Genomic DNA, 13,433 nt, shown 5'->3' on the forward strand with positions numbered 1-13,433 from the left:
CGTTAATTGCATTATTAAAAGTCGATCTTAACTCCAAAATCTGCTGTTAATCCATAACGTTCGCTTGTATTTAAAATTTTATATTCATTTACTCTGTTATAAATAGAATTTTCTTCCTTAATATTTGTAAGATTACTGATGTTGAGCATCACTGATAAATAATCGGTAACCTTTTGTTTTAGTGCCAGATCGAGCCTTGTATATGGGTTGATGATAGCATCTCCTCTTCCGCTAGGTGAGAATGATAAGTTATATTCTGATTGATGGAAAAGGGATATTCTGCCTGAGAATCCGCCAATATCATAGCCCAATGAAATATTACCAAATAATTTTGGTTGATTTTCAAGCTGTCGTTTAACATGAATTGGCACTTCAACATATCGATAGAATGGGAAAGGAAATGGGGGTTGGAAATATTGAACGGTATCAATTCTTGAAGCAATTATCCAAGTTTCTGATCTAACCGCCGATATATTATAACTCAGCACAATATTTTTAAGTAATCCCGGTAAAAATCCAAAATTCATCTGATGCTCAAATTCAATTCCCCAAACTTTAGTAGGTTTAGGTGAATTATATGGAACAGTTAAAGCATATGTACCGGTATGAAGAGTTTTCCAATCCAGCCCAACACTTTGGATCATTGTATTACCTTCTGTATTTAATCCACTAAGCATATGATACATATCGTCAATTTGCTTATAGAAACCAGATATAGATATTAATCCAATTTCATTCCCATAGAATGAAGTATTAATTTCATAATTCCATGCTTGTGCAGTTCTTAGTGTTGGATTTCCTATTATTAATTGTTTAGTGGCACCAGTTGCGGCAGGTCTCCACGCAAAATATGTATTTAATCTGTTGTTGAAATCTGGACGAGCTAGAGCTTTATAAACGGCAAGTCGAATATTTAAAAAGTCTGTTGGTTTGAAATTTAAGTGAAAGTTAGGCAAAACAATTGTTTGTTTAAACGTAGCAGAAGTATCACGTGATGCATCTGGAGGAATAGGAAATCCACCAGTTTGAATTGGAGAGTATTTTGATTTATAAAAATTGTCTTCATGTTCTAATCTCAACCCTGCAATAAATACTAACTCTTGGCCAATATTTAATGTGTTCATTAAATAAGCTGAAGAAATTGATTCAGTAACATCATAGAAGTTTGCTTTCTCTGAAGGATCAAAACTGTATTCTGGATTTCTACCGTTTCTATCAACTCCGTTTTTATTTAATGAATACCACTCTCTTAATTTATCCCTGTCAATAAGCGGGTATAATTTATATAAATCATACACGTCTCTTGACTCTGCAGGACTCTTTAAGAATTCCTGAAAAGCCAAAGTATTATTAAGAGGGTTTTGCTGATAACGCTTAAAAAATGCATCGAACATAGTTCCGCTCAAATCTTTTAAAACAGCTCCTCCATCAGTCATTGTGTAAGGCTGCCAATAACCTAAATAGTATGGAGCATAAAGCATTGTACTATTATTAGTTCGCAATTTTGTTTTGTACTTACCACCCGCTTTTAATTCACCTGAAATATTATTGGTTAGGGTGTAGGGCTTTGTAATATTTAAATAAGCAGATTTTTCTTTCTCATAGTTTTCTTGGCTTCTATAAAATGCCTCATAAAGAGTAGCCGCTAAAAAGTTATTATGCGCAAAAGGAATTATTTTTTCTGGGCTATCCTTTAATCGAGGAGCTCCTCCCTTCATACCGGAGATATTGGAGTTTGATGGTTCTAAAAAGTTTATTTCATAATTATAAGGATAATTAGCTTTTGATTGTGAGAAAGAAAGTCCCCAATTAAATTTCATATCTAGTAAATTATTATCACCAGTTATTGAGCTATTATAAGTTTGAATATCTCGTTCTCTGTCATTAAACTGATAAGTAACAGCACCACCAGTACCGCCACCAGCAGGATAATCACGGCTATGAGTTATATAATCACGACTTGTAAAATTAAATACATTATTAAACTTAATTGTACCTTCGTCGGGGGTATTAAAATCTAATAATACACTAAATCCATTTCTTTTTCTAATTTCATCTGTGAACTCAATAGATAAATTATTTATAACATAGTCAGTTTGGTTATTAATCGTCTGATCATAATCAAGGTTAGTTCTTTCATTACTTCTAATTCTGTTTTCCAGGTTGCCAGATAATTGCAATCCTAAAATGTCGTCAAAAAATCGTTCGCCATATTTAAGTGAGAGATCGTATTGTTTACCTGAACTCATTACATCATTGTAACTACCTTTGAATAATCCACTGATTTCTCTTATTGAAGGAGCTTTTTTAGTTACAAGATTAATACTACCAGCAATTGCGTCTGCATCCTTATCCGAAGTTAATGCTTTATAAAGCTCAATTCCGGCAAGAGAGCTTTGAGAGATTGTACTTAAATCTAACCCTCTGCTTTCAGCATCAGTAGACGCAATACGAACTCCATCGATAGTAACATTTGCATATTTATCACTCAATCCACGTAAAATAACTTTATTAGCTTCGCCACCTGATCTTAAAAGAGAAACGCCAGGAAGTCGCCCAATTGCTTCTGCGGCGTTCGCGTCGGGCAATTCTTTAATTTTTTCTTCCGACACAACATTGATTATGGTATTCGAAGATTTCTGCTGGTTAATTGCCGCGGCTTGTCCCAATGCTTGGGCAGAAACCACAATTGTTGAAGATTCTATGAAATCGGGGGATAATGATTCATTGACAACTACAGTTCGGTTGTCTGCAACAGATACATCTACAGTTCTAGATTTATAACCGATGTAAGAAATTCTTAATCTGTAGTTACCCGCTGGAACTCGTGGAATTCGGTATTCACCTTCAATATCTGTTGCCGAACCAAGAGAAGTTCCTTCCAAAAAAACATTTGCGCCAACAAGAGTTTCAGCAGTTAAAGAATCTTTTATAACTCCACGAATTGTCCCCTGAGCGAATAATGAACCCGCAGTTACTAATAGTAATAAATTCATTAATACTATTAATGAATTCTTTTTCATAAGTGCCTCCAAATTGCAATTAATTGTTTAGTTGATGGTAAAAGATTATCGAAGAATTTAAGGTTTACTTTACCATCAATCAGCATCTAAAATTTATCAACGACAAAGATGACTTAATAGTTTACTTTATTGCTTACTAAATCTTATTAAATTTGTCACAAAAGTCAAGTTAATTCATCACCATTAATCTTGAGATTTAAAATTTTATTTTTTTCTATAGAAACTTGATATTTAGTCAATTTTATCAATTACTTTATTGATAACTATAAAATATCCAAAATTGCCTGTTCAACTGCCGGATTTTACGCGCGTGCAGTTATTTTTTTTACGAAATCAGTAATTAATTTGATATTGGTGGAAAACCAGGGCTCGAATAACCAGAATGGGTGTGGGGAATTATCTATCTCTACTACCTGAGAATATTTATTCAATACATTTAACTTTTTTATGAACTCATCGCGACCGGCACGAAATCTTTTTTGGGCGCTGTTAATAAATAATATTGGAGGAGTTTGCTTATCAACATAATTTAACGGTGAAGCTTCATTCCATATATTTGGATTTTCCGAGTAAGATGCACCAAACCATAATTTTCCGGCAGAGGGTTTAGCGGGAATAGTATCTTTCCCACTTTCTGCGGGATCCGAAAAGTCTACAATTCCATCGATATTAATTATTCCGCAAACGCCGGTTGATATTTCCGGATAATAATTCATACCATCAAAAATTTTATGATTTGCAGTCACACCCAACAGAGCAGCCAATGTACCGCCTGCCGAACCTCCGAGTAAAATAATTTTCGATGAATCAATTCCATAACCGGTAGAGTTTTTCTTAATCCATTTAATTGCCTTTTTTAAGTCAACCACCCCTGCCGGATATTTTGCTTCGGGAGAAAGCCTGTATTCAACAGTTGCCGTGCATAATCCATGTTGCGTCAAATTTTTTGCTAATGGTCGCTCCATTTCCTTTGAACCGGATCGCCATCCTCCTCCATGAATTATAATAATTAATGGAATTGGTGCACAAACATTTTTTGGGCTGTATATATCTATGTGTAAATCACGAAAGGTATTATCGTAGATTTGATTTTCGTATTTGGTGAATGTTGAACTGTCAGGAATCATCGGGATAGCCGTGTATGGAAATTCTTTTACAACTTTTAAGTATGTATCCTTGAGTGTAAAAGAAGTATCTCTATCAATCTGAGCTTGGGTAAAAATAGTATTTGAGAATATTAAAAAGAGAACAACTAATATTTCTGTTTTTTCAAATCTCAACTAAATTAAGTCCCTTTGTTAGATCACAATGTCATTGTTTCTATTGAATGAAATACATGTACCCCTCAATATAAGATCACAATCAATCTCAATAGAATTACATATGTTGTTATCGGGATTATTCAAGCGGTCTAAAATTAACTGCATTGCATTTTGACCTAATAGTTCCGTGGATTGATCTATGCAACTCAAAGGAGGAGAAAGAAATTTTTGAATTTTTGCATTACCGAAACAAATAACATCAACATCATTTGGAATTTTAAGCCCCACTTCAGCAGCGGCCATATAAACCCCGAGTGCAACCGGATAAGTAACGGTAAAAATTAAATCGGGCAAATTATTTTCACGGTAAAGTTTCATAAAAGTTTGATACCCAAAATCTTCTCCGAATCCTCCCTCAATTACCCAATCGGGATTAATCGGAACATCATATTGATTCATGGCTTGTTTAAAACCTTCGAGTCTTTCTCTGCCAATATTAATATCAGTATAACCCGCAAAATGGCCTATTTTTCTGTAACCAAGTTTTATAGCGTGTTCAATTGCTTTGAATGAACCATCACGATCTTTTACTGTAACCGAACAATTATGCTGCATTTGAGGGACGCGATCAACAAAGACTAGAGGAATACCTCTTTTATTCACTGTATCAAATACTGAAAAGTCCTTTGTTTCTTGCGATATCGAAACAATAATTCCATCAACTTTCATTGCCATAAGTGTTTGAATATGCTTCTTTTCTCTCTCAGCATTTTCGGCTGAGACTGTTAATATAATTTCATAATTGTGAGAGAATGCAAAGCTGTAAATATTCTCTATTAGAGAACTGAAAAAGAAATGGGCTATTTTGGGGACGACCACCCCAATTGTGTTAGATTTTCTGGCGGAAAGATTTCGAGCCATAATATTAGGAGTGTAGCCCAGTTCATCGGCTATGCTCTTAATAAGTTTCGTAGTAGCTGGAGAAATATCGGGATGATTTCTTAATGCCTTGGATACCGTCACTGTGGAAACATTCAGTTTTGCGGCGATATCATTTAAGGTAATTGCTCTCACTTTCATTTTTCTATCAATTTTGTTTTAGAATTTTAATTAATCAATAAAGTAAATAAATATTTTACTTTACCGCTGACTTTCACGCAGAACAAATTCACCAATTCTAAACAAAATGTCAAGAAAAAATTAAAAACATTAAAAATAATACATAACCGCAAAGTAATGCTTTACTGGATTCTCCAATTCACTTTGTCCCCCTCCACAATTTTATATTTATCAGTATAACCAGCAATCACTTCAACAACATATTTGGCGGGTTTGATTGAGGGGAGCCCATCATCTGAATAAGGGCGGGCATTTTTGTAGATTTTCACAATCTCTTTTTGAGAATTTACATAAAGTATATCTAACGAAAGTATAGTGTTTCTCATCCAAAACGATTGTGGTTCTTCAAGCTCAAATAAAAATAACATCCCCTGGTTCTCTTCCATTTTTTCTCTAAACATCAACCCGGTTGCGCGCTTCTGGAAATCATCCGCCACTTCTATGTCTATAATAGACTTTACAGATTCATTCTGATCAGTAAATGCTAACTCCCCTTGTTTCTTAAAAACGAATGTAGTTTTTGAGTTCATCGCATTTTCCAATTCATTATTTTTTGGCGAATCGGTTCCAACAAAATTTGAAAAGATGATTAAAGTAAGAAAAGAGATTACCATTACTACCACAGCTAACTGAATAAAAAGCTTTTTTCTTTTCTCTCTTAGATTAATTTTTTGTTTTGACATAATTAGAATTCTTATTTTAAGCAATAATTAATGTAACCAAAGTTAAGAATTTTATAGAATAAATTATGAACTCAAAAATAATTGACCGAAAAACAATTAACCTAGGCGAAACACAATTGAAAATGATATCGAGCGGTTGGGGGACAGAATGTGTAGAAAATAGTGTGGTTGAAAAAATTACCTACATATCAGATGACTTAAAAGTGAATGGTTATTTAGCGTATCCAAAGGATACTTCTAAAAAATATCCTTGTATTATTTGGTGCCGCGGAGGATTTGGCAACGCCGGAGCAATTGATGAATTTAACGCTCGTGGAATTTTTGGACAAATTGCAAGCTGGGGTTATGTAGTTTTTTCATCTCAATATAGGGGTAATGCTGGAAGTGAAGGAAAAGATGAATTTGGCGGCGCTGATTTAAATGATATTCTGAATTTAATTCCCGCGGCCAATGAATTAGAATTCGCTGATACTAATTTATGGGGAATTGAAGGATGGAGCCGTGGCGGAATGATGACCTATCTTGCTTTAACACGGTTAGATTTTTTCAAGTGTGCGGTTATTAGCGGTGGTATTGCAAACTTGGGCTGTAACGCAAATGAAAGCAAATTCATGCATCACTTGTACGAAAGAGTGGTTGGTAATGATGAAGTGCAAATAAAAAAAATGTGTAGCGAAAGGTCGATCATCAATTTCCCGGAAAAACTTTGTGCTACTACTCCAATCTTGATTTTACATGGGAATAAAGACACAAGAGTGCTACCGCATGATTCAATTGATTTGGCTTCCAAGCTATTGAATTTGAATTTTCCTTTTAGATTGATTCTATTCGAAGAAGGGGATCATTTCTTGAAAGGACACCGAAAAGAGGTAGATCAATATAGAAAGGGATGGTTCACTAAGTATTTATCCGCTAATTATACTTTTTAAAAAGTACTATAGCTTTAATTGGTACTCTTTACCGCTAGTTTTATTTACAATCTTAATAATTGGATATGTGGATATATCGTGAGCAATATTTATTATATTTTTACCTGGAAATAATTCCAAACTGAATAGTTCATCAATTCTGGTATTCACAACTCCCTGTAAAACAATTTTTTCTTTTTGAGATGCGTAAATCAACAGTTTAGAATTTAGATTTGGATCTTTTACTAATATTGGACTCGTTGAATAATCGTTTTCAGTCAATTTCGAAGCTAGTTCAGGTATGTTAATTCTGACAATATTTGATGATTCAATACTCTCATTCCACAATTGCGAAACACTCTTAAGAGTAAAATAATAATTGATTTTTTTTGGCTTATCAATCGCGATGGAAATAAGATTTTTATCTGCGGGAATTATTTCAAATAGGTATTCTGGCAATATTTCAGAATCGCTGAACGGAAGATTATATAATGCAAAATATCTCACACTATCCTCATTTTTATTCTGTGTATCCCAGCTAAGATTGAAATGATTTTTTTCACCTGATTTTTCACTTTTGAAATTTAAGGGGGGATCGGGGTACAACTTATCCATCCATGCCATTGCCGAGGGAAAGGTTTTATGTTCGAATGAGGAAAAAGAAATATCCTTAATATTTTCATACCTAAAAAAAGCAACACCATCAGCATTAATTGTTCTCGAAAAATTTATCATGCTCTCCATTTGAGATTTGACATTATCTTTATAAGCAGCAATTCCAAGAAATACAGATCTGCCAAATGAATTTTGGACCCAATCTTTTGCCAATAAATCGAATCGTGTTTTTTCATCAAAACCCCAATAAATTTGAGGAGCTAAATAATCTACTATTCCCCTCTTCAGCCATTCGCGTGTATCTTGATAAATTTCGCTATATCCTTCCCACCCATTCATTCCCTTTAAATTTTTGTAAATTCCGATTGGCGCCGCACCAAATTTAATTTTCGGTTTTATACTTTTAATATTCCGGTGGATAAGCGAAATTAACTCTGTAATATTATTTCTCCTCCAATCGTCTCTGGTGTATCCACTCCCATAAATACTATATGAGAAGTCATCATCAAAATTTCTCCCGGGATAACGGATGAAATCTAAATGCACCCCATCAATATTATAATTTTCGGTCATCTCCATAATGAGGTTTGAAATATACTCCCTTACTTCAGGCAAACCAGGATCGAGCCAAAGTGATTTTTGTCCATCCCGTGTATCGCTTACTACCCATTCCGGTTTGCGTTTGCTAATATGATTTGGATCATTCAGAATAATTGACTCATTACCGGTAAAGCATCTAACAATATTTAGCCATGCATGAATTTCCAATCCCCTTTTATGAGCCTGTTCAATTGCAAATTCAAGAGGATCGTAGGTAGCTTCACCGTCAACTTCTCCGGTAATGTATTGGGTTAATGGCTCAAAGGAAGATTTGAAGAAAACAACTCCATTAGTTCTAACCTGGAAAAAAACTGTATTTAAATTCTTTGATTTGATATCATCGAAAATTTCTATTAAAGATTGTTTCTGCTTTTCCTGATCAAATGTTGGCGGAGGCCAATCAAGCCTAAAATTGGTAGTAAGCCAAACAGCTCTTGTCTCGCGATCAACTTGAGCATATACAGAAAATGAAAGAATAAGATATAATATGACCAGGTTTTTCATAATTAAATTATTTGCCAAACAATTTTAAGGCATAATTGATCGAGCCAATTACATCTTTCTTTTCGGCTTCTACATCAAGAATAATTTTACCGATTCCGCCGATCAATACAAATTTAATTTTTTGGTCTCTTCCTTTTTTGTCTCTCTTCATAGCTTCATAAATTTTTGAGGCGGAATATTTATTAATTTTAATTTCATCTCGGAGCAGCAACGGTAGCCGCATAAATTCATCTTTATCATTACTATCAATTAAATTTAATTTGTGAGAGAGCTCAATTGCGGCTGCCAAACCAACTGCCACCGCCTGCCCATGTTTAATCTTATGATTTTGTTCAACTTCGATCGCGTGGGCAAAAGTATGTCCCAGATTTAATACTTTCCTCAAACCCGATTCTTTCTCATCTTCTGCAACAATTCCCCCTTTGAACTCAATACAGAGTTCCAGAATATTCTGAATATACTTTTCATCTAAATTGATAAGCTTTTCGTAATTATCGAGCAGGTCGTAAAATTTTATTTCGTCGGTCATCAATCCATATTTTAGAATTTCACCGGCGCCACAAACAATATCAGAACGAGAAAGTGTATTTAAGAATTTTAAATCAACAAGAACAAAACCGGGTTGATAAAAGGTGCCAATAATATTTTTTGTCCCGCCAAAATTAATTCCGGTTTTCCCTCCTACTGAACTATCGACAGCCGATAACAATGTTGTTGGCACCTGCACAAAATTAATTCCACGTGCATAAGTAGATGCGGCAAACCCACCAACATCGCCGGGGATTCCTCCACCCACCGCAACAAGGGTGGTATCTCTTCCAAATCCGTTCGCAATTAAAGCATTATGAATTTTTTGAATAGCCGAATAGTTCTTATTTTTTTCGGAAACATTATAAAGGTGTACATACAGTTTCCCCTTATATCCATTTGTGAATTTCTCTATTGTCTTTTTGTGATATTTAAACACGTTTTGGTCAATTAGAAAAAAAAGGTTTTTGTACATTTTGCGTTTCTCAAGAAGAGATAATAATTCAGAAAACGCCTCCTTGCCAATTATAACCGGATAATTTTTGCCCGGTATTTTTATATTAATACTTTTCATGGAGTATATCCCTAATTTTTTTTGCGATCTTATCAACCGTTATTCCTATGGGAGTAATATCTGTTCTAATAACTAAATCAGCTTGGTTGTAATATATCTCTCTTTTTTCCAACATCTCCGATATTCTCTCAACAAAATCTTTTTCCGAACTGTTATTGAGCACCAAATCTTTAAACAGAGGACGATCAATTTTATTCTTCAACCGTTTGTAAAGAGCATCGGGAGAGACTTTTAAGTAGATAATTTTCCCAGAGTCTTTTAATATTTTTAAATTTATTTCACTCGTCATTGTTCCCCCGCCCAACGAAACAATAATTTTCTCCCGACCTGAAATTTCTTGAAGACATCTAGTTTCTAAATCACGAAAATAATCTTCTCCTTTAGTTTCAAAAATTTGAACAATAGTTTTTGATTCTTTTGCCTCGATCACTGTATCCAAGTCAACAAACTCAAGTCCAAGTACATTAGCAAGGATTGGTCCGATAGTACTTTTACCACTGGTCATAAAACCGGTCAAATATATTCTTATATCAGCCATTTAATTATTAAGATTTATGGACTAATATAAAAAATTGAAGGTGAATATTATAATTCTTAAAAAGGAAGGTTAAAATTATATGAGGCGCCTAAAGTGAATGTAATCCCATCAACATTTACTTTGGTATGAAAACTTGAAGTGGGCAGGAGTATACTTCTTCCATTAATATTTACTGTTGGCCTATCGTATTCATTTTTAAAATTAATCTCCGGATCGCGGAATCGCATCTGCGTTCTCAAACTAAGTTTTTCATTTATAAAATAGTCGACACCTGCAGTAACATGAATACCGAACGCACTTTTATCGATAGATGATTTTACCGATACATCTCCAATCTCTCTAATATGTTTTCCAAAATAAAATCCCCCGCCCCCACCCATAAATATTTTAATCCGGTCACTCGAAAACGGCAGCTCATAATAGAATGTAATCTCAACCGGGATTAATTGAAATCCATCAGTTAGTATTGCTTTAACACCGGCGAGATTATATGAACTATTCACATGTTTCTTTTGAATTATCTCAGAACCAGCGGCTAAAAATAAATTTGTGCCAATTTTATATCTAATTTCTATGGAATAATTATAGATATCATCCAAACTCTCATATGAGTTACGCAATAAAATATCATTTGAATTTGGATTAAGATAGAGCCTAGAAGTTGTGGTATAGTTTCCATTAATGGAGATTGCATATTTCGAGGTTTCGATTTGAGAGTATGCAATGCCACAGAAGAGAAACATAAATATGAAATAATTAGTTTTTCTTATCATACTTATGGCAATATACGAAGTTGAATTAATTTTAACAGGCAAAAAAAAGAGGCTGAATTTTCAGCCTCTTTATAATAGATATGAATACTTATTAGCGGAAGAAGAGATGCCGGTTGTCCTCTATATCGGCTTCTTTTTTGAGATCTTGAACCCACTGAGAAAATACACGATTCTTTTTCTGTGAAATGATCTCTCTTTTTAATGGAGATTTTTCGAAGTTAAAAATTTCCTCATCAAATTTGGTTCTATAAGTCACATTAATCAAATATGAACCCAAGCTTCCTCTAACCGGTGCCGACCATTTGTTTAGTTCGGCTGTTAATGCATAGTTTGTAAACCCAAAATCTCTGCCAACACCCGGCACATTACCTTGACTCGTGAACTCAGTAGTAGTATCAATTCTGGCTGCAGCAAAAACTGATTTTGCATCCTCAACATTTCCGGTTGCGTCAATTTTCTTTTTGATATTAGAAATAATTTCAAATGATTTTTTCAATCGTTTTTCTTTCAATACAGAATTTTTGGCTAAATCTTTTGCTTCTTCAAAATTTCTTACTCCAGCTTTAACCGCGTCAGAAATCATTGCAACAATGTACCCTGTAGGAATTTTATGAACCTCACTTATTGCACCAACGCTCTCGGTGAACGCAAATTTAATTAATGAGGAATTAGCTCCAACTCCTGGGATAAATCTGCCAGCCTCTGTTATTGGTGGTGTTTCAACAACTTGATATTTCATTACTTTAGCTTCACTTTCAAATCCATTTTCTTTGGCAATGAAGGCAAAATCTTCAGCGTTGGTATATAGTTTATCGAGTGTTGTTGCCGATGGCTCAATTTTATTTACAATTCTTTCAACAACAATATCCTGGTTCGATTTATCAGTAACTTTTATTATGTGATAGCCAAAAGCAGTTTTAATTGGTTTTTGAATTACTCCAACCTGTCCCTTAAATGAAGCCTCTTCAAATTCTTTAACCATTTGCCCTTTGCCGAACCAACCTAAATCACCGCCATTTGGCGCGCTGCCATCTTCCGATTTAGCTTTGGCAACAGATGCAAAGTCGTTGCTTTTTGTTACTTCGTTATAAATAGAATTAATTTTTTCTAAATCTTTTTTATCATCGCCTGTTGATCTAACTAAAATATGGGAAGCTCTAACTTTATCATTTTTAGCTTTTACCTTAGCTATTAATTTGAATACAGATGCCCCATCTTTACCAAGAATTGGCCCAACAACATCTCCAACATTGGCCGCATTTAAAGTGTTTCTTTCAGGTCCTGCAAAATCGGTTAAGGAAAGAGTATCTTTTGTAAATGGAAGATCAGAATAGATATCTACATAGCTCTTGAATGAAGCTGTGTCATTTTTAATTTTTGCTACAATCGATTCAAGATTTTTTACTATTGACTGTGTATCAGCCAAAGTAGCCGCGCGATTAAACAAAACATATTTTAATTTGCGTGTTTCCTCAACTTTAAATTCATCAGGATTTGAGTTATAATAATTTTTTATTTCATCATCTGTAATTTTTAATTCGGCTTCGGGGATAGTGTTAATATCAACGAAAACATATTTAGCTTTCATTTTAATATTACGCTCAATAAAACGTTCACGAGCTTCATCATCACTTGCAACTACGCTGGCGCCTATATATTGTACTAACTTTTCCTGAATTAATTGATCTCTAATCTGATTTTCAACTGAAATCACAATTTCTTTATTACGCGGGTCTCTAAGAGTAGTCTCGTATAATTCTCTATTAAAGTTGCCTGTTGAATCAACAAACTGTTGGCGTAAAAATTCGGGAGGGTTGGGACCTAATATATAATCTCTTACTTCTTCATCAGTGACAGTAATTCCAAACTCATCACGCTTCTTTGCTAAAAGTTTTTGTGAAACAAGATAATCCCAAACTTGTTCTCTAAAAAAATCTAATTGTGATTCTTCTATAGGCTGACCTGTCTGTTGCTCTTGCTGCTTTTGAAACTGATCGAGCAACGTAGAAAATTCTTGATAAGATATCGGTTCCCCGTTAACAGATCCTATATTTTGTCTTTGACTCCCAAAGTATTCAGATAAATTTGAATCTGACAACACCATAAAAAGAACAAAAACACCGCCAACTAGAAACATAAACCACGGAGCTAAACTCCTCATCTTGGCCATTGTAGCCATAAAATACAACCTCCGTTTAAGAAATAATAAAATTTTAGGCGCTTAAAATAGATAGACAGGCTCTTAAATGCAATTTAATACAACACTTTAATTTTGATGTTTTTTTTGGGTAGGATCAATTTTTAAC

Annotated in this window: 10 protein-coding genes; 1 reads left to right on the forward strand and 9 read right to left on the reverse strand. The window is 34.2% G+C overall.

Features of this window, described 5'->3' with window-relative positions; translation table 11 throughout:
- Positions 1–14 precede the first annotated feature (14 nt).
- The 4 genes from KF816_14335 to KF816_14350 form a co-directional block, all read right to left on the reverse strand.
- Entirely contained in the window at positions 15–3,023 is a 3,009-nt protein-coding gene (locus tag KF816_14335; protein ID MBX3009194.1) for a TonB-dependent receptor, read from the reverse strand.
- A 302-nt stretch (positions 3,024–3,325) separates the two neighbouring features.
- Positions 3,326–4,303, reverse strand: a complete 978-nt coding sequence (locus tag KF816_14340; GenBank protein MBX3009195.1) for an alpha/beta hydrolase — start codon at positions 4,301–4,303, stop codon at positions 3,326–3,328.
- Positions 4,304–4,321: 18 nt separating this feature from the next.
- Positions 4,322–5,365 (reverse strand): LacI family DNA-binding transcriptional regulator, encoded by a 1,044-nt coding sequence (locus KF816_14345; protein ID MBX3009196.1) that lies wholly within the window; start codon positions 5,363–5,365, stop codon positions 4,322–4,324.
- 161 nt (positions 5,366–5,526) lie between these two features.
- Positions 5,527–6,087, reverse strand: a complete 561-nt coding sequence (locus KF816_14350) for a DUF192 domain-containing protein (protein MBX3009197.1) — start codon at positions 6,085–6,087, stop codon at positions 5,527–5,529.
- Positions 6,088–6,152: 65 nt separating this feature from the next.
- Here KF816_14350 and KF816_14355 point away from each other — a divergent pair, with 65 nt between their 5' ends.
- The gene (locus KF816_14355; GenBank protein ID MBX3009198.1) at positions 6,153–7,016 is read left to right on the forward strand and encodes a prolyl oligopeptidase family serine peptidase; all 864 of its coding nucleotides are present in this window, start codon (positions 6,153–6,155) and stop codon (positions 7,014–7,016) included.
- A 6-nt stretch (positions 7,017–7,022) separates the two neighbouring features.
- Here the strand turns inward: KF816_14355 and KF816_14360 are convergent, their stop codons facing one another.
- From KF816_14360 to KF816_14380, 5 genes are all read right to left on the reverse strand, one after another.
- Complete coding sequence (locus KF816_14360) at positions 7,023–8,714, reverse strand: family 10 glycosylhydrolase (protein MBX3009199.1); 1,692 nt, start codon at positions 8,712–8,714, stop codon at positions 7,023–7,025.
- Positions 8,715–8,721: 7 nt separating this feature from the next.
- Complete coding sequence (gene aroB, locus KF816_14365) at positions 8,722–9,816, reverse strand: 3-dehydroquinate synthase (protein MBX3009200.1); 1,095 nt, start codon at positions 9,814–9,816, stop codon at positions 8,722–8,724.
- Positions 9,803–10,345, reverse strand: coding sequence for a shikimate kinase (locus KF816_14370; protein MBX3009201.1), 543 nt, complete (start codon positions 10,343–10,345; stop codon positions 9,803–9,805). The genes aroB and KF816_14370 overlap by 14 nt, the downstream gene beginning before the upstream one ends.
- A 65-nt stretch (positions 10,346–10,410) precedes the next feature.
- On the reverse strand, positions 10,411–11,127 hold the full coding sequence (locus KF816_14375; protein MBX3009202.1) for an outer membrane beta-barrel protein: 717 nt from the start codon (positions 11,125–11,127) through the stop codon (positions 10,411–10,413).
- A 91-nt stretch (positions 11,128–11,218) separates the two neighbouring features.
- Positions 11,219–13,306, reverse strand: a complete 2,088-nt coding sequence (locus tag KF816_14380) for a peptidylprolyl isomerase (GenBank protein MBX3009203.1) — start codon at positions 13,304–13,306, stop codon at positions 11,219–11,221.
- Between the last annotated feature and the right edge of the window lie 127 nt (positions 13,307–13,433).

The organism is Melioribacteraceae bacterium (assembly GCA_019638015.1).
Taxonomy (GTDB): domain Bacteria; phylum Bacteroidota; class Ignavibacteria; order Ignavibacteriales; family Melioribacteraceae; genus JAHBUP01.

Excerpts from the sequence above, each read along its gene's own strand:
- KF816_14335 (MBX3009194.1), bottom strand. The coding sequence starts at position 3,023 with ATGAAAAAGAATTCATTAATAGTATTAATGAATTTATTACTATTAGTA.
- KF816_14345 (MBX3009196.1), bottom strand. The coding sequence starts at position 5,365 with ATGAAAGTGAGAGCAATTACCTTAAATGATATCGCCGCAAAACTGAAT.
- KF816_14360 (MBX3009199.1), bottom strand. The coding sequence starts at position 8,714 with ATGAAAAACCTGGTCATATTATATCTTATTCTTTCATTTTCTGTATAT.
- KF816_14350 (MBX3009197.1), bottom strand. The coding sequence starts at position 6,087 with ATGTCAAAACAAAAAATTAATCTAAGAGAGAAAAGAAAAAAGCTTTTT.
- KF816_14375 (MBX3009202.1), bottom strand. The coding sequence starts at position 11,127 with ATGATAAGAAAAACTAATTATTTCATATTTATGTTTCTCTTCTGTGGC.
- aroB (MBX3009200.1), bottom strand. The coding sequence starts at position 9,816 with ATGAAAAGTATTAATATAAAAATACCGGGCAAAAATTATCCGGTTATA.
- KF816_14380 (MBX3009203.1), bottom strand. The coding sequence starts at position 13,306 with ATGGCTACAATGGCCAAGATGAGGAGTTTAGCTCCGTGGTTTATGTTT.
- KF816_14355 (MBX3009198.1), top strand. The coding sequence starts at position 6,153 with ATGAACTCAAAAATAATTGACCGAAAAACAATTAACCTAGGCGAAACA.